Here is a 21,680-nt window from a genome sequence, read left to right as displayed (position 1 = left end):
GAGCCGAGGCCGCCGGGCGGAGAAGCCGGAGTCAACGACGAGAGAAAGAGCTGCCGTGTCCGAGTCCCCACTGTCCTCTGACGGCCTTCCCGACACCACCCCGGGGCAGGCGTCGGAGGAAGAGGCCGGCCGGAGCGCCGAGGCGGAGCAGGCTCCCGGCGCGGCCGGCGGCGCCGAGTCCGGCGCGACCGACGCGACCGCCCCGGAAGGGGAGGGCGCTGACACCGCCGCCGAGACCGCCGAGAGCACCGGAGCCGCGGACGACGCCGACGGCGATGCCGAGACCGACGCCGACGGCGGCGCCGAGCCTGCGGAGGCCGCCGAGCCGGCGCTGCCCGCGCTCGACCCGGTCGAGGAGTTCAAGATCGAGCTCCGCCTACTGCCCGGCGACTGGTACGTCGTGCACACCTACGCCGGCTACGAGAACCGGGTCAAGGCCAACGTCGAGAGCCGTACCCAGTCGCTCAACATGGAGGACTACATCTTCCAGGTCGAGGTGCCCACCCAGGAGGTCACCGAGGTCAAGGGCGGCAAGCGGCAGCTGGTCACCGAGAAGGTGCTGCCCAGCTATGTCCTGGTGCGCATGGAGCTGACCGACGAGTCCTGGTCGGCGATCCGGAACACCCCGGGCGTCACCGGCTTTGTCGGCCTGTCCAACAAGCCCGCGCCGCTCAGCATCCAGGAGGTCGCCGACCTGCTGGCGCCCGCGCCGGAGAAGGAGCCGGAGCAGGCCGCCAAGGGCGGCGAGAAGGCCGAGGTCCGCAGTGACGTGGCCTACGAGGTCGGCGAGTCCGTCACCGTGATGGAGGGCCCGTTCGCGACCCTGCCCGCCACGGTCAGCGAGATCAACGCCGACACCCAGAAGCTCAAGGTGCTCGTCTCCATCTTCGGCCGCGAGACCCCGGTCGAGCTGGGGTTCAATCAGGTCTCCAAGATCTGAGCGGCTTCCCCGGCTGATCCCGCCGTCCGGGCCGGGCAGCCCGGACGAGCACGTAGACTTGGTGGGTCCGCCCTCGGGCGGGCCCACCGTGTGCGTACCGCGGCACCGCCGCGGGAGCGCACCGCCCCGGCCTCCGCTTCCGCCTTGCGCCGCCGTGCCCGCGTGCGGCGCTGACCGGGAGCGCAGCGGCCGCCGCCGCCCGCGGGGCGACGCCCGCACGGCGCGGCCGCAGGGCCACCGACCAACGCAGATCAGGCAAAGGACCCGATATGCCTCCGAAGAAGAAGATCGCGGCGCTCGTCAAGGTGCAGCTGCCCGCCGGCCAGGCCACCCCGGCCCCGCCCGTCGGTACGGCGCTCGGCCCGCACGGCGTCAACATCATGGACTTCTGCAAGCAGTACAACGCTGCTACCGAAGCCCAGCGCGGCAACGTCATCCCCGTAGAGATCACCATCTACGAGGACCGCTCCTTCACCTTCGTCACGAAGACCCCGCCGGCGCCGAAGCTGATCCTCAAGGCCGCCGGTGTGGAGAAGGGTGCGGCCGACCCGGGCCGCTCCACCGCCGCGTCCATCTCCAGCGACCAGGTTCGCGAGATCGCGCAGACCAAGCTGCCGGACCTCAACACCGCCGACCTCGACGAGGCCGCCAAGATCGTGGCCGGCACCGCCCGCTCGATGGGCATCGAGGTCAAGTAGCGCGCCGCACCGGCCGGACCGCTCCGGCCGCGCGCACCGCGCCCCCCCCCGACGCAGCAGACGAAGACCACCGTGGCAGGGCCCTGCGCCGGCCCGATCACCACAGATCCCGCAAGGAGATCCCGTGAAGCGCAGCAAGAACCACCGCCAGGCGAGCCAGATCGTCGACCGCGACCAGCAGTACTCGCTCGACGAGGCGGTCCAGCTGGCGAAGCAGACGTCCAAGTCGAAGTTCGACGCCACCGTGGAGGTCGCCCTCCGCCTCGGCGTCGACCCCCGCAAGGCGGACCAGATGGTCCGCGGCACCGTCAACCTTCCGCACGGCACCGGCAAGACCGCACGGGTCCTGGTCTTCGCCACCGGTGAGAAGGCAGAGGCCGCGATCGCGGCCGGCGCCGACGTCGTCGGCGACGACGAGCTCGTCGAGCGGGTCCAGAAGGGCTTCCTCGACTTCGACGCCGTCGTGGCCACCCCCGACCTCATGGGCAAGGTCGGCCGGCTCGGCCGGGTGCTCGGCCCGCGCGGCCTCATGCCGAACCCGAAGACCGGCACGGTGACCCCGGACGTGGCCAAGGCGGTCACCGACATCAAGGGCGGCAAGATCGAGTTCCGCGTCGACCGGCACTCGAACCTGCACTTCATCATCGGCAAGACCTCCTTCACCGACGCCCAGCTCGCGGAGAACTACGCCGCCGCGCTGGACGAGGTGCAGCGCCTCAAGCCGTCCGCCGCCAAGGGCCGCTACATCAAGAAGGCCACCATGACCACCACGATGGGCCCCGGCATCCCGGTGGACCCGAGCAGCACCCGCGCCGGCGCCGCTGCCTGACGCCTGCGCCGATCCCTGCGCTTCCCGCGCTGCGAGGGCGCCCCGGACCGCACCGCGGTCCGGGGCGCCGCTGCTTTCCCGGCGCGGGTGTGCGGGGTCACGGCCGCGGGCGCGGAAACCGGTCCGGGCGCCCGCGGGGATGCACTAGCATGGTCACTGCCGAAGACCGCCGGTCGCCGCCTTCTCGGGCGGCTCAAGGTCCCATCTGGAATGGGCGGCCTGCGCAGGTGTGATGTGAGCTCTCCTTTGCGGCGCGTTCAGCGCGTCCGATCGCCGAGCCCCGCGCGCCCTGCGCCGGGGCTTTTTGCATGCTCCGCCGCCTCCCCTGCGGGCCCCTGGGATGCACCGGCGTTCACTGTTGGAAGGAGTCCCATGGCGAGGCCGGACAAGGCAGCCGCGGTCGCCGAGCTCAAGGATGAATTCGAGAGCTCGACCGGCGCCGTGCTGACCGAATACCGGGGGCTCAGTGTTGCTCAGCTCAAGGAGCTGCGCGGCAACCTCGGTCAGAACGCGCGTTTCCGCGTTGTGAAGAACACGCTCGGCAAGATCGCGGCCAAGGAGGCCGACCTCGACGAGAAGGTCATCGACCTTTTCGAGGGCCCCTCCGCCATCGCCTTCGTCCGCGGGGACGTTGTCGAGGCCGCGAAGGGCCTGCGTGACTTCGCGAAGGCGAACTCGCCCCTGGTGATCAAGGGCGGGGTCATCGACGGCAAGGCGATGAGCCCCGAAGAGATCACCAAGCTGGCCGACCTCGAGTCCCGCGAGGTTCTCCTCGCAAAGATGGCCGGCGCCCTCAAGGCCAAGCAGGGCCAGGCCGCCGCCACGTTCCAGGCGCTTCCCGTCAAGCTCGCGCGGCTCGCTCAGGCGCTGCACGAGAAGAAGTCGGACGACGCCTAAGAGTCCAGGACCGCACCGGGTGCCGAAGGCGCCGGTGCCACGGTCCGGCACTCCGCCGCCCGGCGGGTGCCCCGCGGACCGTGCTGCTGAAGAAAGAGAGATCGCATCATGGCGAAGCTCAGCAACGAAGACCTGCTCGGCGCCTTCGAGGAGATGACCCTTCTCGAGCTCTCCGAGTTCGTCAAGCTGTTCGAGGACAAGTTCGACGTCGAGGCTGCCGCTCCGGCCGCCGTCGTCGCCGCTGCCCCGGGTGGCGGCGGTGCCGCCGAGGAGGCGGAGGAGCAGAGCGAGTTCGACGTCGTCCTCGAGTCGGCCGGCGACAAGAAGATCCAGGTCATCAAGGAGGTCCGCGGCCTGACCTCGCTCGGCCTCAAGGAGGCCAAGGACCTGGTCGACAACGCCCCCAAGCCGCTGCTCGAGGGCGTCAACAAGGAGACCGCGGACAAGGCCAAGGAGGCCCTCGAGGGCGCCGGCGCCACGATCTCCCTCAAGTAGGACGCGTCTGCGGCGGTCCGGGCCTCTCCGGCACCGCCCGCGCCGCGCTGCGGCCGCCCCGGAGCACCGGGGCGGCCGCCGCCGCTTTCCGGACCGCTTCCGCTGGAGCGCGCCCCGGGGCCCGCAGGGCGCCCGGGAGCGCCGTCCCGCGGGCGCGGCCCCGCCGACCCCCCGCTGTCCATCCTTCCGCGCGCCGCCCGCGGCGGTTTCCGGCCTGGTCGGGCGCAAGCGGAGTAAAAGAGCCTTCCCCGGTGTCAGGCTGCTCACACCCGCCCGGGCCTGTGGGACCTCTCACGGGGCCCGCATCCCCCGTCCCGGCCGCTCCGGGCTTGACGGATCCGCCTGTGGGAGCGATGCTGCGGGGTGTCGTGCTGAACTCCGGGGGATGCGGTTGGACAGCGGTGTAGTATTCGGCTACACTGCCCTTTTGCGCTGCCCTTTGACGATCCCTGCTTCGGTGTCCGTGCATTCCGTGTCCCGACCCTCTGCGGTCGCGGCCCTGCCCAGCACGAACCCCACCACAGGCGAAGCCTCCGCGTCCCGGAGGCTCGCCGCCGGTCATCTCGGGTCGTCCGGCGTGCGCGCGCATCAACCGCCACAAGCCTTCGGAAGGACCCCTGTTGGCAGCCTCGCGCAACGCCTCCGCTAACGCCCTTGGTCCGAACCGCGTTTCTTTCGCTCGCATTCAGGAACCGCTGGAAGTCCCTGATCTTCTCGCACTGCAGACCGAGTCCTTCGACTGGCTGCTCGGCAACGAGAAGTGGCGGTCCCGCCTCGACGCCGCCGTCGAGGCCGGACGCAAGGACGTCACGGAGCAGTCCGGCCTCGAGGAGATCTTCGAAGAGATCAGTCCGATCGAGGACTTCTCGGGCACCATGTCCCTGTCGTTCCGCGATCACCGGTTCGAGCCGCCCAAGTACTCCGAAGAGGAGTGCAAGGACAAGGACATGACGTACTCCGCGCCGATGTTCGTCACCGCGGAGTTCATCAACAACGACACCGGCGAGATCAAGAGCCAGACCGTCTTCATGGGCGACTTCCCGCTCATGACGGTCAAGGGCACCTTCATCATCAACGGGACCGAGCGCGTCGTCGTGTCGCAGCTCGTCCGCTCGCCGGGCGTCTACTTCGACCGCCAGGTCGACAAGTCCTCCGACAAGGACCTCTACGGCTGCAAGGTCATTCCGTCCCGCGGCGCCTGGCTCGAGTTCGAGGTGGACAAGCGCGACTTCGTCGGCGTCCGCATCGACCGCAAGCGCAAGCAGGGCGTGACCGTCCTCCTCAAGGCGCTGGGCTGGACCACCGACCAGATCCTGGAGCGGTTCGGCCAGTACGAGTCGATCCGCAACACCCTCGAGAAGGACCCGACGTCGGGCACCGACGACGCCCTCCTCGACATCTACCGGAAGCTCCGCCCGGGCGAGCCGCCCACGAAGGAGTCCGCGCAGGCGCTGCTGGAGAACCTCTACTTCAACCCGAAGCGCTACGACCTCGCCAAGGTCGGCCGGTACAAGATCAACAAGAAGCTCGGCCTGGAGACCGCCTTCAGCCAGGGCACCCTCACCGAAGAGGACATCGTCGCCACCATCGACTACCTGGTCCGGCTGCACGCCGGCGAGGAGTCGATGGAGACCGCCATCGGCGAGCGGCCGGTGGAGACCGACGACATCGACCACTTCGGCAACCGCCGCCTGCGCACGGTCGGCGAGCTGATCCAGAACCAGGTCCGCCTGGGCCTGGCCCGGATGGAGCGCGTCGTCCGCGAGCGGATGACGACGCAGGACGTCGAGGCGATCACGCCGCAGACGCTGATCAACATCCGGCCGGTCGTCGCCTCCATCAAGGAGTTCTTCGGCACGTCCCAGCTGTCCCAGTTCATGGACCAGACCAACCCGCTGGCCGGGCTGACGCACAAGCGCCGCCTGTCCGCGCTGGGTCCGGGCGGCCTCTCCCGTGAGCGCGCCGGCTTCGAGGTCCGCGACGTCCACCCGTCGCACTACGGCCGCATGTGCCCGATCGAGACGCCGGAAGGCCCCAACATCGGCCTGATCGGCTCGCTCGCCGGGTACGGCCGGGTGAACTCGTTCGGCTTCGTGGAGACGCCCTACCGCAAGGTCGTCGACGGCGCTGTCACCGACAAGGTCGAGTACCTGACCGCCGACGAAGAGGACCGCTTCGTCATCGCGCAGGCCAACACTCCGGTCGAGGCCGACGGCCAGTTCTCCGAGGACCGGGTGCTCGTCCGCACCAAGGGCGGCGAGTTCGAGGCCGTGCTGGCCGACTCCGTGGACTACATGGACGTCTCGCCGCGGCAGATGGTCTCCGTCGCGACCGCGATGATCCCGTTCCTGGAGCACGACGACGCCAACCGCGCGCTGATGGGCTCCAACATGCAGCGCCAGGCGGTGCCGCTGCTGCGCGCCGAGTCGCCGATCGTCGGAACCGGCATGGAGTACCGCGCCGCCACCGACGCGGGCGACGTCGTGCTGGCCGACGCGGCCGGCGTGGTCGAGGACGTGACCGCCGACTACATCACGGTCATGGCCGACGACGGCAGCCGCAAGACCTACCGGCTCGGCAAGTTCCGCCGCAGCAACCAGGGCACCTGCTTCAACCAGCGCCCGGTGGTCGACGAGGGTGCGCGCGTCGAGGCCGGCACCGTGCTGGCCGACGGCCCCTCGACCGACCGGGGCGAGATGTCGCTGGGCAAGAACCTGCTCGTGGCGTACATGTCCTGGGAGGGCCACAACTACGAGGACGCCATCGTGCTGTCCCAGCGGCTCGTCCAGGACGACGTCCTCTCCTCGATCCACATCGAGGAGCACGAGGTCGACGCGCGCGACACCAAGCTGGGCCCGGAGGAGATCACCCGCGAGATCCCCAACGTCAGCGAGGAGGTCCTCGCCGACCTGGACGACCGCGGCATCATCCGGATCGGCGCCGAGGTGATCGACGGCGACATCCTGGTCGGCAAGGTCACCCCCAAGGGCGAGACCGAGCTGACCCCGGAGGAGCGCCTGCTCCGCGCCATCTTCGGTGAGAAGGCCCGCGAGGTCCGCGACACCTCGCTGAAGGTGCCGCACGGCGAGTCCGGCAAGGTCATCGGCGTGCGCGTGTTCAGCCGCGACGAGGGCGACGAGCTGCCGCCCGGCGTCAACGAGCTGGTCCGCGTCTACGTCGCGCAGAAGCGCAAGATCACCGACGGCGACAAGCTCGCCGGCCGCCACGGCAACAAGGGCGTCATCTCCAAGATCCTCCCGCAGGAGGACATGCCGTTCATGGAGGACGGCACGCCGGTCGACATCGTGCTGAACCCGCTGGGCGTGCCCGGCCGCATGAACGTCGGCCAGATCATGGAGATCCACCTGGGCTGGCTGGCCGCCAACGGCTGGCAGGTCGGGGACGGCCCGGAGCCGTGGAAGGAGCGGCTGCGCGCGATCGGCGCCGGCGAGGTGGACGGCGGCTCGAAGGTCGCCACCCCGGTCTTCGACGGTCTGCGCGAGGACGAGATCAACGGCCTCCTCGGTGCGGTCCGCCCGAACGAGGACGGCCAGGTCCTGGTCAACGACGACGGCAAGGCCAAGCTCTACGACGGCCGCACCGGCGAGCCGTTCGACGAGCCGATCGCGGTGGGCTACACCTACTTCCTCAAGCTGCACCACCTGGTGGACGACAAGATCCACGCGCGCTCCACCGGCCCGTACTCGATGATCACCCAGCAGCCGCTGGGCGGTAAGGCGCAGTTCGGCGGCCAGCGGTTCGGCGAGATGGAGGTCTGGGCCCTGGAGGCGTACGGCGCCGCCTACGCGCTGCAGGAACTGCTCACCATCAAGTCCGACGACGTCCTGGGCCGCGTGAAGGTGTACGAGGCCATCGTCAAGGGCGAGAACATCCCGGAGCCCGGCATCCCCGAGTCCTTCAAGGTGCTCATCAAGGAGATGCAGTCGCTCTGTCTGAACGTGGAGGTGCTGTCCAGTGACGGTATGTCCATCGAGATGCGGGACACCGACGAGGACGTCTTCCGTGCTGCGGAGGAACTGGGAATCGACCTGGGACGGCGCGAGCCGAGCAGCGTCGAAGAGGTCTGACTTCCGCAAGCTTCGAGAGCAGGGGACGAATTAAGTGCTCGACGTCAATTTCTTCGACGAGCTGCGCATCGGCCTGGCCACGGCCGACGACATCCGCCAGTGGTCGCACGGCGAGGTCAAGAAGCCGGAGACCATCAACTACCGCACCCTCAAGCCGGAGAAGGACGGCCTCTTCTGCGAGAAGATCTTCGGTCCGACCCGGGACTGGGAGTGCTACTGCGGTAAGTACAAGCGCGTCCGCTTCAAGGGCATCATCTGCGAGCGCTGCGGCGTCGAGGTGACCCGCGCCAAGGTGCGCCGCGAGCGGATGGGCCACATCGAGCTGGCCGCGCCGGTCACCCACATCTGGTACTTCAAGGGCGTTCCCAGCCGCCTGGGCTACCTGCTCGACCTGGCGCCCAAGGACCTCGAGAAGATCATCTACTTCGCCGCCTACATGGTGACGTGGGTGGACACCGAGGCCCGCGAGCGCGACCTGGCCTCGCTGGAGGCGCACGTCTCCGTCGAGCGCCAGCACCTCGAGCAGCGCCGCGACTCCTCGGTGGAGGAGCGGCACAAGAAGCTCGAGGCCGACCTGGCCGAGCTGGAGGAGCAGGGCGCCAAGGGCGACGCGCGGCGCAAGGTCCGCGAGTCGGCCGAGCGCGAGATGCGCCAGATCCGGGACCGCGTGCAGCGCGAGATCGACCGCCTCGAAGAGGTCTGGAACCGGTTCAAGAACCTCAAGGTCCAGGACCTCGAGGGCGACGAGATGCTCTACCGCGAGATGCGGGACCGCTTCGGGAAGTACTTCCGCGGCGGCATGGGCGCGCAGGCCATCCAGGAGCGCCTGGCCAACTTCGACCTCGACGCCGAGGCCGAGCGGCTGCGCGAGACCATCCGCAGCGGCAAGGGCCAGAAGAAGGCCCGCGCCCTGAAGCGGCTCAAGGTCGTGTCCGCGTTCCTGAACACCCGGAACAGCCCGATGGGCATGGTGCTGGACTGCGTCCCGGTCATCCCGCCGGACCTGCGTCCGATGGTGCAGCTGGACGGCGGCCGCTTCGCGACCTCCGACCTGAACGACCTGTACCGCCGCGTCATCAACCGGAACAACCGGCTCAAGCGCCTGCTCGACCTGGGTGCGCCGGAGATCATCGTCAACAACGAGAAGCGGATGCTGCAGGAGGCCGTCGACGCGCTGTTCGACAACGGCCGCCGCGGCCGGCCGGTCACCGGCCCGGGCAACCGCCCGCTCAAGTCGCTCTCCGACATGCTCAAGGGCAAGCAGGGCCGGTTCCGGCAGAACCTGCTGGGCAAGCGCGTCGACTACTCCGGCCGCTCGGTCATCGTCGTCGGCCCGACGCTCAAGCTGCACCAGTGCGGCCTGCCCAAGCAGATGGCGCTGGAGCTGTTCAAGCCGTTCGTGATGAAGCGCCTGGTCGACCTGAACCACGCGCAGAACATCAAGAGCGCCAAGCGCATGGTCGAGCGGTCCCGCCCGGTCGTGTGGGACGTCCTCGAAGAGGTCATCACCGAGCACCCGGTCCTGCTGAACCGCGCCCCGACGCTGCACCGCCTGGGCATCCAGGCGTTCGAGCCGCAGCTGGTCGAGGGCAAGGCGATCCAGATCCACCCGCTGGTGTGCACCGCCTTCAACGCCGACTTCGACGGCGACCAGATGGCCGTCCACCTGCCGCTGTCCGCTGAGGCCCAGGCCGAGGCGCGGCTGCTGATGCTGGCGACCAACAACATCCTCAAGCCGTCCGACGGCAAGCCGGTCACCATGCCCACCCAGGACATGATCATCGGCCTGTACTACCTGACCACCCACAAGCCGGGTGCCCAGGGCGAGGGCCACGCCTACCGGGACGTCGCCGAGGCCATCATGGCCTACGACTCCGGTGAGCTGGACCTGCAGGCGACCATCCGGCTGCGGGTGGCGGGGGACACCGTGCCGCCGCGCGACTGGGAAGAGCCCGAGGGCCACGTCGAGAACGAGCCGTTCGTCCTGGAGACGACCCTGGGCCGGTACCTCTTCAACGAGACCACCCCGATGGACTACCCGTTCGTCAACTACCAGGTGGGCAAGAAGCAGGTCTCGGCGCTGGTCAACGAGCTCGCGGAGAACTACCCGAAGGTGCAGGTCGCCACCACGCTGGACGCCCTCAAGGACGCCGGCTACAAGTGGGCGACCCGGTCCGGGCTGACCATCGGCATCGCCGACGTGCTCACCCCGCCGCGCAAGGGCGAGATCCTGGAGTCCTACGAGAAGCAGGCCGACAAGATCCAGCGGGAGTACGACCGCGGTCTGATCACCGACGACGAGCGCCGGCAGGAGCTCACGGAGATCTGGACCAAGGCGACCAACGACGTCGCCAAGGAGATGGAGGACAACTTCCCCGCCGACAACCCGGTGTGGATGATGGTCCAGTCGGGTGCCCGAGGCAACCCGATGCAGGTCCGCCAGATCGCCGGTATCCGCGGCCTGGTCTCCAACACCAAGGGCGAGACGATCCCGCGGCCGATCAAGGCGTCCTACCGCGAGGGCCTGTCGGTGCTGGAGTACTTCATCTCCACCCACGGCCAGCGGAAGGGTCTCGCCGACACGGCGCTGCGGACCGCCGACTCCGGGTACCTCACCCGGCGCCTGGTGGACGTCGCCCAGGACGTCATCGTCCGGGAGATCGACTGCGCCACCGACCGGTCGCTGTGGCACGAGATCGGTGAGAAGAACGCCGCAGGCAAGGTCGTGCGCAAGCACAACGTCGAGAACACCGGCTTCGGCCGCACCATCGCCGAGGACGTCGTCGTCGGCGGCGAGGTGGTCATGCCGGCCGGATCGGACACCTCCGAGGGCGTCATCGACCAGCTGGTCGAGGCCGGTGTGGAGCGCGTCCGCGTCCGGTCCTCGCTCACCTGCGAGGCCAAGATCGGCGTGTGCAGCACCTGCTACGGCCGCTCGATGGCCACCGGCAAGCCGGTGGACGTCGGTGAGGCGATCGGCATCATCGCGGCGCAGTCCATCGGTGAGCCCGGCACCCAGCTGACCATGCGGACCTTCCACATGGGCGGCTCGGCCGGCCAGGACATCACCCACGGCCTGCCGCGTGTCACCGAGCTCTTCGAGGCCCGCATCCCCAAGGGTGTGGCCCCGATCTCCGAGCTTGACGGCCGCATCCGCATCGAGGAGACCGAGAAGAGCCGGAAGATCATCCTGATCCCGGACGACGGCTCCGATGAGATCGCCTACCCGGTGCCGATGCGCGCCCAGCTCCTCGTCGAGGAGGGCTCGCACGTCACCGTCGGCCAGCAGCTGATCGGCGGTGCGATCAACCCGCACGAGGTGCTCCGCATCCAGGGTCCGCGCGCCGTCCAGCAGCACCTGGTCAACGAGGTGCAGGAGGTCTACAAGTCGCAGGGTGTCTCGATCCACGACAAGCACATCGAGATCATCGTGCGGCAGATGCTCAAGCGGGTGAACATCCTGGAGTCGGGCGACACCGCCCTGCTGCCGGGCGAGATGGTGGAGCGGCCGAAGTTCGAGTCGAACAACCGCGAGGTGGTGGCCGAAGGCGGCCAGCCCGCGGCCGGCCGTCCAGTGCTCCTCGGCATCACGAAGGCGTCGCTGGCCACCGAGTCGTGGCTGTCGGCGGCCTCCTTCCAGGAGACCACCCGGGTGCTCACCGAGAACGCGATCCACGGCAAGAGCGACCCGCTCCTCGGCCTCAAGGAGAACGTCATCATCGGTAAGCTCATCCCGGCCGGTACCGGAATGCCGCAGTACCGCAACGTCCGGGTGGAGCCGACGGAGGAGGCGAAGGCCTCCATGTACTCCGTCTCGGGCTACGAAGAGCCGAGCGAGTACACCTTCGGCCAGGGCACCGGCGAGGCGGTTCCGCTGGAGGAGTACGACTTCGGGCCTTACAACCGGTAGCGATACCGGTTGGCGATCCGGTGACGGCGGCGGTCCGCTCCGCAGGGGGCGGGCTGCCGCCGTTCGCTTTGGCGCCGCCGCTGCGGCGGGGCGCCGGCGAGGCGGGCGCGCCGCAGCAGGCGCGTCCGGGACAGGGTCCGGACGGCAGAGAACAAGCGCTCAGGCGCGGTCTGGAGATCGAGAGCAGTGACGGAAAACGGGGGAGAGCGGCACCGAGCGGACGGGGAGGGTCCGGAGCCGGCGGCCGACGCCGACTCATGGTTCCGTCCTAGCGGTGACCGCTTCCGCACGCAGTCCGAATACGACGACCCCTTCGGCGCTCCGCCCGGCGGCGCACCCGGGCCGGGCGGCCCGGAGGCTCCGCACGGCGCGCCGCCCGGCGGCGCGCCCCGCTACCCCGACACCGGGGGCTACCCGGGGATGGGGGCCGCGCGCCCGGGCATGGCTGAGCCGTACCCGTCGGCGCTGGGCGATGCGCCCGCACCGGTCGGCCGCCCCTACGCGCCGCCGGCCGCATCCGAGCCGGGCCACGGCAGCGTTCCGGGCGGAGCGGGGGCACCCGGTGCTCCCGGCAGCTTCGGCGGCGATCCGTTCGCCGGCCCCGCCGGCGCACCGCCGCCCGGGCGGCCGCCGTTCGATCCGCAGCAGCCCGCACCGCCGCCCGGACCGCCGCAGCCCGACCCCTACGGCGGCGACCCGCTCGGCTCCGGCCACTACGAGTCGGGGCGGTTCGGCTCCGGACCGGCCGAGCCCGGTCCGGAGTACGGCAGCGAATACACCCCGGACTTCGGCTCGGGCCCCGCCGGCCCCGGGCAGCAGCCGCTCGGCGGTACGCCCTACGGGTCCGCTGCGGCTTCCGGCCCGCAGGGTCCGGCCGGGGGCGAGTACCCGCCCGGCGGGTACGGTGCCGGCCCCGGCCGCCCGGAGGAGCCCGGTCGGTACGGCTCCGACTCCTACGGCGGCGACCGATACGGTTCCGACGCCCACGGCGGCGACCGGTACGCTTCCGGGTCCTACGGCGACGACCCGCTCGCCGATCCGCTGGGCGGGCCGCGCTACGGCGCCGGCGGCGCGCAGTCCCCGGCCGCCCCGCCGACCGGTGGCCAGCGTCCCTATTCCGGCGGGTCCGACGATCCGCTCGGCGCCGGCGGCGGTACGCCGTACTCCCCCCGCCCCGAGGCGGGCGGCTCCGCCGCCCCGGCCGGGAGCGCATCGGACTACGGAACCCCCGCTGCCCCGCCCGCCCCGCCGGCTTCGGAGAGCGGCGCGGGGGAGAGCATCGGCACCGGTAGCGGCAACACCTGGGCGTTCAGCCGGGACGACTACAACCTCCCGGAGAGCGTGCGGGAGGCCGGCATCCGCGCTGAAGAGCGGCGCCGCTCCGAGCGTGCCGCCGAAACGCCGCCCGCCTGGGCCGACCCGCTCGGCGATCGCGCTCCGGGGGCCGGCCCCGGCTCCGGCGGCGGTGCGGACCAGGGCGGCTCCGCCGAGCCGCCGCCGTACGGCGGCGACCCGCTCTCCGGGCCGCGCCCGGCACCGTTCGGCCAGTCCGGCGATCCGCTGTCCGACCCGCTGTCCGGGCCCCGTCCGGACCCCTCCTACGACCCGCTGTCGGGTCCGCGCCCCGACGCGTCGGCCGATCCGCTCGGTGCGCCGTCCGGAGCGCAGCGTCCGGCACCGTACACGCCGGCCAGCGACCCGCTCGGCGATCCGCTCGCGGACCCGCTCAGCGGGCCGCGCCCCGGTGCGGCGCAGGGCCCGGACTCCGGGCCGCCGCCCTGGCCCGGCCAGGGCGAGGCAGCCGGCCCGGCCGAGTCCGGTGCGCCCGGCGATCCGCTGGGCGCCCTCGGCTCGATCGCCGCGCAGCAGGCCGGCGCGCGCGATGCCGGTCCGGATGCCGGTTCCGCCGACGGGCCGTCTGCCGGCGAGGGCCCGCAGCGCCCCGGCGCGTGGGGTCCGGACGAAGCGCGCGGACCGTCGTTCGAAGGCACGCAGGCCATGCCGGCCTACCGCGGCGGGGCGGACGGCGGTGCGCCGCGCGGCGACCGAACCGGCGCGGGGACCCAGGCCATGCCGGCTCTGGGCGACGTACCGATCGGCGGGCAGCTGCCGCAGGACGCCGCCGACGGGCCCGGGGACGCCTTCGACGGCGCCCGCGGCGCGGACCCCTACGGTGCGACCGGGGACGACCGCTACGGCGCCGGCCCCGGCGGCCGGTCCGCGGGCGGCTACGGCGGCGACCGCTACGGCGACGACGCCTACGGCGACGATGCCTACGGCCCGGACGCCGACGGCCCCTATGGCGACGAGGGGTACGGCGACGACCGCGGCCGGAACGGGCGGTCCCGCCGCTCCCGGCGCGACCCGGTGGAGGACTTCCCCGGGTTCGACAGCCGCGCGCCCGGCGAAGTCGACGACGCCTACCCCGGCTACGACACGGTCGACGAGGAGTGGGGCGAGACCGACGCCGGCGCGACCCGCGCGCTCTGGTTCGGCATCATCGGCCTGGTGCCGGTGATCGGCCTGATCACGTCGATCCTCGCGCTGGTCACGGCCCCCGGCGCGATCCGCCGGATCCAGGCCGCCGAGGGCGAGCTCGAAGGCGAGGGCCTGGCCCGCACCGGCATGATCCTCGGCTATGTCGGTATCGGCCTGTTCGTCTGCGAGGCGCTGGTCATGCTCATCCTGTAGGCGCTCGCCACTGGAGCGCCGCGCGTGCACCGCCCCGCCGCTGTCCGACCGGACGGCGGCGGGGCAGTCTGCGTCAGGGGAGAGGGAAGGTACCGGCGCCGCCGGATGCGGCGGCGGGGGAGTGCGGGCGGCGCGGGCGGGCAGCGCCGGACCGCAGGCGGGTGCAGTGCAGCCGCCGTGCCGCCCGCGTGCAGGGTGACCTCCGACGCTTTTCGGCCCATTTGCTGCACCCGGTCCCGTGGCCACCCGGCGTGTCGCGCACATCCGGGGCCGTGTGCGGCATAATCGCGCGCGACCACCGCCAGAAGGCCGTACACTGGTATGCGGCCTACGGGAGTACACGGTTCACGCCGAGGTGCCGAGGGCGACGGCCCCGTTTTGACCGGGTAACCGCGCTTCGGTACCCTTGAATTTCGTGCCCGTGAGCCAGCGGGTCACACGCGCGCGCCCAGTTATCGCCGCCGGTTCACCGGAGCGGTCGCGGCGCAGCGTACTGTGCATCCTCCCCTCCTGACGAACGGCCGTGAGGCCGAGCGCATCTGGACGTCCGCCATTCTCGGAATGGAGCGCGACACGCCCGGATGCGTGGGCCGGGGGGACGGGAAACACCACCAGGTCGATAGCGACAACGGCTAAAGAACCGGCGTAGGTCACGAGGAAGACGGAGACGCGGTGCCCACCATCCAGCAGCTGGTCCGCAAGGGCCGACAGGACAAGGTCGCAAAGAACAAGACCCCGGCGCTGAAGGGGAGTCCGCAGCGTCGTGGTGTGTGCACGCGTGTCTACACCACTACGCCGAAGAAGCCGAACTCCGCCCTGCGCAAGGTCGCCCGCGTGAAGCTGAGCAGCGGGATCGAGGTCACGGCCTACATTCCCGGCATCGGCCACAACCTGCAGGAGCACTCCATCGTGCTCGTGCGCGGCGGCCGCGTGAAGGACCTCCCCGGTGTCCGGTACCGGATCGTCCGGGGCTCCCTCGACACCCAGGGCGTCCGCAACCGCAAGCAGGCCCGCAGCCGCTACGGCGCCAAGAAGGAGAAGTAAGCATGCCGCGCAAGGGTCCGGCGCCGAAGCGCCAGCTCATCACTGACCCGGTCTACGGATCGCCGCTCGTCACCGCGCTCATCAACAAGGTGCTGCTGGACGGCAAGCGCTCGATCGCGCAGGGCATCGTCTACGGAGCGCTCGAAGGCGCCCGCGAGAAGACCGGTCAGGACCCTCTGGTCGTGCTGAAGCGCGCACTGGACAACGTGAAGCCGTCCCTGGAGGTCCGCAGCCGCCGCGTCGGTGGCGCGACCTACCAGGTCCCGGTCGAGGTTCGCGCCTCCCGGAGCACCACGCTCGCCCTGCGCTGGCTGGTCAGCTACTCGCGCCAGCGCCGCGAGAAGACCATGACCGAGCGGCTGCTCAACGAGCTGGTGGACGCGAGCAACGGGCTCGGTGCCAGTGTCAAGCGCCGCGAGGACACGCACAAGATGGCGGAGTCCAACAAGGCTTTCGCTCACTACCGCTGGTAACCCCCGCGGGCGAATCGATACCTGATACCGAGAGAAGACGAGCCACATGGCCACCACTGCTCTTGACCTTGCCAAGGTCCGCAATATCGGGATCATGGCTCACATCGACGCGGGCAAGACCACGACGACTGAGCGGATCCTCTTCTACACGGGTGTCAACTACAAGCTCGGCGAGACGCACGACGGCGCCTCGACGATGGACTGGATGAAGGAAGAGCAGGAGCGGGGGATCACGATCACCTCTGCTGCTATTACCGCCCAGTGGGACGACACCACCATCAACATCATCGACACGCCCGGCCACGTGGACTTCACCATCGAGGTCGAGCGGTCGCTGCGCGTCCTTGACGGCGCGGTCGCGGTCTTCGACGCCAAGGAAGGCGTCGAGCCGCAGTCGGAGCAGGTGTGGCGTCAGGCCGACCGGTACAACGTGCCGCGGATCTGCTTCATCAACAAGATGGACAAGATCGGCGCCGAGTTCCAGCGCTGTGTCGACATGTTCCGGGAGCGACTGGGCGCGAACCCGCTCGCCATCCAGCTGCCGATCGGCGCCGAGTCCGACTTCAAGGGCGTCATCGACCTGGTCCGGATGCAGGCCTACATCTGGACCCCGGAAGCCAAGCTCGGCGAGTCCTACGAGACCGCTGAGATCCCGGAGACGCACGCCGACGCGGCCCGCGAGGCGCGCGAGAAGATGATCGAGGCGCTGGCCGAGGCCGACGACGAGATCATGGAGCTCTACCTGGAGGGCAACGAGCCCACCGTGGAGCAGCTCGTGCCCGCGATCCGCCGCGCGTGCATCGCCGGTACCGCGGTTCCGGTCGTCGGCGGCACCGCCTTCAAGAACAAGGGCGTGCAGCCGCTGCTGGACGCGGTCGTCGCCTACCTCCCCTCGCCGCTGGACGTCGACGCGATCGAGGGCCACGACCCCAAGGACGAGAGCGAGGAGACCAAGCTGGAGCGCAAGCCCAGCACGGAGGAGCCGCTCTCGGCCCTGGTCTTCAAGATCGCCAGCGACCCGCACCTGGGCAAGCTGTCCTACGTCCGCATCTACTCGGGCGTGATGAAGGCCGGCTCGCAGATCCTGAACAGCGTGAAGGGCCGCAAGGAGCGCATCGGCAAGATCTACCGGATGCACTCCAACAAGCGCGAGGAGATCGACAGCGTCGGCGCCGGCGACATCGTCGCCGTGATGGGCCTCAAGGACACCAGCACGGGCGAGACGCTGTGCGAGCCCTCGTCGCCGATCGTGCTCGAGTCCATGACCTTCCCGGCTCCGGTCATCGAGGTCGCCATCGAGCCGAAGACCAAGAGCGACCAGGAGAAGCTCTCCATCGCGATCCAGCGGCTCGCCGACGAGGACCCCTCCTTCCAGGTGTCCTCCTCCGAGGAGACCGGTCAGACGGTCATCTCGGGTATGGGCGAGCTGCACCTTGAGGTGCTCGTCAACCGCATGCGGGACGAGTTCAAGGTCGAGGCGAACATCGGCAAGCCGCAGGTGGCCTACCGCGAGACCATTCGCAAGAAGGTCGAGAAGGTCGAGTACACCCACAAGAAGCAGACGGGTGGCTCCGGCCAGTTCGGCCGCGTCATCATCGACCTGGAGCCGCTCGCGGCCGACGACGATGGCGACAGTGCCGGTTACGAGTTCGTCAACAGCATCACGGGCGGCCGCATCCCCCGGGAGTACATCCCCTCGGTGGACGCCGGCTGCCAGGAGGCCGCTGAGTTCGGCGTCCTCGCCGGGTACCCGATCGTCGGGGTCAAGGTGACCCTGCAGGACGGCGCCTACCACGACGTGGACTCCTCCGAGCTCGCCTTCAAGGTCGCCGGTTCCATGGCCTTCAAGGATGCCGCTCGCAAGGCGAAGCCGGTCATCCTCGAGCCGGTCATGGCGGTCGAGGTCACGACGCCCGAGGAGTACATGGGCGACGTGATCGGTGACCTGAACAGCCGCCGGGGCCAGGTCCAGTCGATGGACGAGCGCGCCGGTGTGCGGGTCGTCAAGGCCCAGGTGCCCCTGTCGGAGATGTTCGGCTACGTGGGGGACCTGCGGAGCCGCACGCAGGGCCGGGCCAACTACACCATGGTCTTCGACTCCTACGCGGAGGTTCCCTCCAGCGTCCAGGAGGAGATCGTGGCGAAGGTCCGCGGCGAGTGACCACCGCGAACGCGTGACCAGTCAGCGAGAAACTCTGTACGTCTAGGAGAATTCCAGTGGCCAAGGCCAAGTTCGAGCGGACCAAGCCGCACGTCAACATCGGCACCGTCGGGCACATCGACCACGGTAAGACCACCCTTACCGCCGCGATCACCAAGGTGCTGCACGACGCGTACCCGGAGCTGAACCCGTTCACCCCGTTCGAGGACATCGACAACGCTCCTGAGGAGCGCCAGCGCGGCATCACCATCTCCGTCGCGCACGTCGAGTACCAGACCGAGGCGCGTCACTACGCCCACGTCGACTGCCCCGGCCACGCCGACTACGTGAAGAACATGATCACGGGTGCGGCGCAGATGGACGGCGCCATCCTCGTGGTCGCCGCCACCGACGGCCCGATGCCGCAGACCAAGGAGCACGTGCTCCTGGCCCGCCAGGTCGGCGTGCCCTACCTCGTGGTGGCCCTGAACAAGGCCGACATGGTGGACGACGACGAGATCTTCGAGCTCGTCGAGCTTGAGGTGCGCGAGCTCCTCAACGAGTACGAGTTCCCGGGCGACGAGGTTCCGGTCGTCAAGGTCTCCGCGCTCAAGGCCCTCGAGGGCGACGAGAAGTGGGCCAACGCCATTCTCGAGCTCATGACCGCGGTCGACGAGAAGATCCCGAACCCGGAGCGCGACACCGACAAGCCGTTCCTGATGCCGATCGAGGACGTCTTCTCGATCACCGGCCGCGGCACCGTCGTGACCGGCCGCATCGAGCAGGGTGTCGTCAACGTCAACGAGACCGTTGACATCGTCGGCATCAAGGAAGAGAAGCAGACCACGACGGTCACCGGCGTGGAGATGTTCCGCAAGCTGCTCGACCAGGGCGTCGCCGGCGACAACGTCGGCCTGCTCCTCCGCGGCACCAAGCGCGAGGACGTGGAGCGCGGCCAGGTCGTCATCAAGCCGGGCACCACCACCCCGCACACCGAGTTCGAGGGCCAGGTCGTCATCCTGTCCAAGGACGAGGGCGGCCGCCACACGCCGTTCTTCAACAACTACCGGCCCCAGTTCTACTTCCGGACCACCGACGTCACCGGCGTCGTGACCCTTCCGGAGGGCACTGAGATGGTCATGCCGGGCGACAACACCGCCATGTCCGTCCAGCTGATCCAGCCGGTCGCCATGGACGAGGGCCTCAAGTTCGCCATCCGCGAGGGTGGCCGGACCGTCGGCGCCGGTCGCGTCACCAAGATCATCAAGTAGCACGACCGCTGGGGGCGGCCGGCCGACCGCCAGGCCGGTCCGGCCGCCCCACCATGAACGACGTCATCGGGCTCTGTAGCGGTGATGCACCTCAGGGGAAAGCCCTGCAGCGGTTTCTCAGGTGAATAGAGCCAGTACGCAGGGACCCCCTGGAGGGGCAGGGACCGGGAACGGTTCCCCGCCTACGGACACTGAAGCGAAGGACGAAAAGGCCACCATGGCGGGACAGAAGATCCGCATTCGGCTCAAGGCCTATGACCACGAGGTCATCGACAGCTCGGCTCGCAAGATCGTCGAGACCGTGACGCGGACCGGCGCGCAGGTCGCTGGCCCGGTGCCGTTGCCGACGGAAAAGAACGTGTACTGCGTCATCCGCTCTCCGCACAAGTACAAGGACTCGCGGGAGCACTTCGAGATGCGGACGCACAAGCGGCTGATCGACATCATCGACCCGACGCCGAAGACCGTCGACTCGCTCATGCGGCTCGACCTCCCGGCCGGCGTCGACATCGAGATCAAGCTTTAAGGGACGCACAGACATGGCCACCAAGCAGATCAAGGGAGTCCTGGGCGAGAAGCTCGGCATGACCCAGGTCTTCGACGACGCGGGCCGCATCGTGCCCGTCACCGTCCTGAAGGCCGGCCCGTGCGTCGTGACGCGCGTCCGGACTCCGGAGACCGACGGCTACTCCGCCGTGCAGCTCGGCTACGGGCAGATCAACCCGCGCAAGGTCAACAAGCCGCTCGGCGACTACCTGCGCAAGCACGAGCTGACGCCGCGCCGCCACTACGTCGAGGTCCGCACCGCCGACTCCGGCGAGTACGAGCTCGGCCAGGAGCTGGCTGCCGACACCTTCGAGCAGGGTCAGCAGGTCGACGTGACCGGCAAGACCAAGGGCAAGGGCTTCGCGGGCGTCATGAAGCGCCACGGCTTCGCCGGCATGAAGGCATCGCACGGTGCGCACAAGGTGCACCGCAAGCCCGGTTCCATCGGCGGTTGCGCCACGCCCGGCCGCGTGTTCAAGGGCATGCGCATGGCGGGCCGCATGGGCAACGTCCGCAAGACCGTGCAGAACCTGACGGTCCACGCCGTGGACGCCGACAAGGGCCTCATCCTGGTCAAGGGTGCGGTGCCCGGCCCCAACGGCGGACTGGTGCTCGTTCGCACCGCCGTGAAGGGGGAGAACTGACAATGGCTTCCATCGAGGTGAAGAGCCCCGAGGGTGCCGCCGGCCGGAGCGTTGAGCTCCCGGAGGCGATCTTCGACCAGAAGGTGAACATCGCTCTGATGCACCAGGTCGTGAACGCCCAGGAGGCCGCCGGGCGCCAGGGCACGCACGCCACCAAGACCCGCGGCATGGTCCGCGGCGGTGGCAAGAAGCCGTACCGCCAGAAGGGGACCGGCCGCGCCCGCCAGGGCTCGATCCGCGCCCCGCAGTACGCCGGCGGCGGCACCGTGCACGGCCCCCAGCCGCGCGACTACGCCCAGCGCACCCCGAAGAAGATGAAGGCCGCCGCGCTCCGCGGCGCCCTGTCCGACCGGGCGCGCCACGGCCGGGTGCACGTCATCAGCGAGTTCATCGCCGAGGGCGTCGAGGCCAAGCGCACCCAGACCGCCCTCAAGGCCCTGCGGCAGGTCACCGACTCCGACAAGGTGCTCGTCGTCCTGGACCGCGCGGACGAGACGAACCGCCTCGCGCTGCGCAACCTGCCCGAGGTGCACATCCTCGACGCGGACCAGGTCAACACCTACGACGTGCTCTACGCCGACGACGTGGTCTTCACCGAGCGCGGTTACGACGAGTTCGTTGCGCACGCCTCCGGCACCGCCGCGGGCGCGCAGTCCGAGGAGGACGACCAGTGAGGATCCCCGACCCTCGGGACATCATCGTGGAGCCGGTGATCTCCGAGAAGAGCTACGGGCTGCAGGACCAGAACCAGTACACGTTCATCGTCCGCCCGGACGCCAACAAGACGCAGATCAAGATCGCGGTCGAGAAGATCTTCGAGGTGAAGGTCACGTCCGTGAACACGATCAACCGTCAGGGCAAGCGGAAGCGGACCCGGTTCGGTTACGGGAAGCGCCCCGACACCAAGCGGGCCATCGTCACGGTGGCCCAGGGCGACCGGATCGACATCTTCGGAGTCTGATCCCCGCGGCGTTTTACCGCTTCGACCAGCAATACACGTAAGGAATGCGCGAA

At 69.8% G+C, this 21,680-nt stretch carries 16 protein-coding genes; all 16 read left to right on the top strand.

Annotated features, from left to right (window positions below; genetic code table 11):
* Positions 1 to 55 precede the first annotated feature (55 nt).
* The 16 genes from nusG to rplW all read left to right on the top strand — a co-directional run bounded on the left by nusG (position 56) and on the right by rplW (position 21,627).
* Complete coding sequence (gene nusG, locus ACYVGT_RS24060) at positions 56 to 940, top strand: transcription termination/antitermination protein NusG (protein ID WP_460862622.1); 885 nt, start codon at positions 56 to 58, stop codon at positions 938 to 940.
* Positions 941 to 1,209: 269 nt separating this feature from the next.
* Positions 1,210 to 1,638: a 50S ribosomal protein L11 gene (gene rplK / locus ACYVGT_RS24055; protein ID WP_460862620.1), complete on the top strand. Its 429-nt coding sequence runs from the start codon at positions 1,210 to 1,212 to the stop codon at positions 1,636 to 1,638.
* 124 nt (positions 1,639 to 1,762) lie between these two features.
* Entirely contained in the window at positions 1,763 to 2,467 is a 705-nt protein-coding gene (gene rplA / locus ACYVGT_RS24050) for a 50S ribosomal protein L1 (protein ID WP_460862617.1), read from the top strand.
* 372 nt (positions 2,468 to 2,839) lie between these two features.
* Entirely contained in the window at positions 2,840 to 3,364 is a 525-nt protein-coding gene (gene rplJ / locus ACYVGT_RS24045) for a 50S ribosomal protein L10 (RefSeq protein WP_460862615.1), read from the top strand.
* Positions 3,365 to 3,472: 108 nt separating this feature from the next.
* On the top strand, positions 3,473 to 3,859 hold the full coding sequence (gene rplL, locus ACYVGT_RS24040; RefSeq protein ID WP_460862613.1) for a 50S ribosomal protein L7/L12: 387 nt from the start codon (positions 3,473 to 3,475) through the stop codon (positions 3,857 to 3,859).
* A 620-nt stretch (positions 3,860 to 4,479) separates the two neighbouring features.
* Positions 4,480 to 7,947, top strand: coding sequence for a DNA-directed RNA polymerase subunit beta (gene rpoB, locus ACYVGT_RS24035; protein WP_460862609.1), 3,468 nt, complete (start codon positions 4,480 to 4,482; stop codon positions 7,945 to 7,947).
* A gap of 34 nt (positions 7,948 to 7,981) precedes the next feature.
* On the top strand, positions 7,982 to 11,857 hold the full coding sequence (locus ACYVGT_RS24030; RefSeq protein ID WP_460862606.1) for a DNA-directed RNA polymerase subunit beta': 3,876 nt from the start codon (positions 7,982 to 7,984) through the stop codon (positions 11,855 to 11,857).
* Between the two features lie 186 nt (positions 11,858 to 12,043).
* Positions 12,044 to 14,548, top strand: a complete 2,505-nt coding sequence (locus tag ACYVGT_RS24025) for a DUF4190 domain-containing protein (RefSeq protein ID WP_460862603.1) — start codon at positions 12,044 to 12,046, stop codon at positions 14,546 to 14,548.
* Between the two features lie 672 nt (positions 14,549 to 15,220).
* The gene (rpsL, locus tag ACYVGT_RS24020; protein WP_017538026.1) at positions 15,221 to 15,592 is read left to right on the top strand and encodes a 30S ribosomal protein S12; all 372 of its coding nucleotides are present in this window, start codon (positions 15,221 to 15,223) and stop codon (positions 15,590 to 15,592) included.
* Between the two features lie 2 nt (positions 15,593 to 15,594).
* A complete protein-coding gene (rpsG, locus tag ACYVGT_RS24015) occupies positions 15,595 to 16,065 on the top strand; it encodes a 30S ribosomal protein S7 (protein ID WP_460862601.1) in 471 nt (156 codons plus the stop codon).
* Between the two features lie 46 nt (positions 16,066 to 16,111).
* On the top strand, positions 16,112 to 18,226 hold the full coding sequence (fusA, locus tag ACYVGT_RS24010; protein ID WP_460862598.1) for an elongation factor G: 2,115 nt from the start codon (positions 16,112 to 16,114) through the stop codon (positions 18,224 to 18,226).
* A gap of 56 nt (positions 18,227 to 18,282) precedes the next feature.
* Positions 18,283 to 19,476 (top strand): elongation factor Tu, encoded by a 1,194-nt coding sequence (gene tuf, locus ACYVGT_RS24005; protein ID WP_460862596.1) that lies wholly within the window; start codon positions 18,283 to 18,285, stop codon positions 19,474 to 19,476.
* A gap of 217 nt (positions 19,477 to 19,693) precedes the next feature.
* On the top strand, positions 19,694 to 20,002 hold the full coding sequence (gene rpsJ, locus ACYVGT_RS24000) for a 30S ribosomal protein S10 (RefSeq protein ID WP_013156110.1): 309 nt from the start codon (positions 19,694 to 19,696) through the stop codon (positions 20,000 to 20,002).
* 13 nt (positions 20,003 to 20,015) lie between these two features.
* Positions 20,016 to 20,666 (top strand): 50S ribosomal protein L3, encoded by a 651-nt coding sequence (gene rplC / locus ACYVGT_RS23995; protein ID WP_460862592.1) that lies wholly within the window; start codon positions 20,016 to 20,018, stop codon positions 20,664 to 20,666.
* Between the two features lie 2 nt (positions 20,667 to 20,668).
* Positions 20,669 to 21,340: a 50S ribosomal protein L4 gene (gene rplD, locus ACYVGT_RS23990; protein ID WP_460862590.1), complete on the top strand. Its 672-nt coding sequence runs from the start codon at positions 20,669 to 20,671 to the stop codon at positions 21,338 to 21,340.
* Entirely contained in the window at positions 21,337 to 21,627 is a 291-nt protein-coding gene (gene rplW / locus ACYVGT_RS23985; protein ID WP_460862587.1) for a 50S ribosomal protein L23, read from the top strand. The genes rplD and rplW overlap by 4 nt, the downstream gene beginning before the upstream one ends.
* Positions 21,628 to 21,680 lie beyond the last annotated feature (53 nt).

It is taken from the genome of Nocardiopsis coralliicola (assembly GCF_054779695.1).
This window is presented reverse-complemented; position numbering and strand designations above follow the sequence as displayed.

Coding starts and splice junctions, on each gene's coding strand:
- rplK (WP_460862620.1), top strand. CDS start 1,210: ATGCCTCCGAAGAAGAAGATCGCGGCGCTCGTCAAGGTGCAGCTGCCC.
- rplJ (WP_460862615.1), top strand. CDS start 2,840: ATGGCGAGGCCGGACAAGGCAGCCGCGGTCGCCGAGCTCAAGGATGAA.
- rplL (WP_460862613.1), top strand. CDS start 3,473: ATGGCGAAGCTCAGCAACGAAGACCTGCTCGGCGCCTTCGAGGAGATG.
- rpsG (WP_460862601.1), top strand. CDS start 15,595: ATGCCGCGCAAGGGTCCGGCGCCGAAGCGCCAGCTCATCACTGACCCG.
- fusA (WP_460862598.1), top strand. CDS start 16,112: ATGGCCACCACTGCTCTTGACCTTGCCAAGGTCCGCAATATCGGGATC.
- rpsJ (WP_013156110.1), top strand. CDS start 19,694: ATGGCGGGACAGAAGATCCGCATTCGGCTCAAGGCCTATGACCACGAG.
- rplC (WP_460862592.1), top strand. CDS start 20,016: ATGGCCACCAAGCAGATCAAGGGAGTCCTGGGCGAGAAGCTCGGCATG.
- rplD (WP_460862590.1), top strand. CDS start 20,669: ATGGCTTCCATCGAGGTGAAGAGCCCCGAGGGTGCCGCCGGCCGGAGC.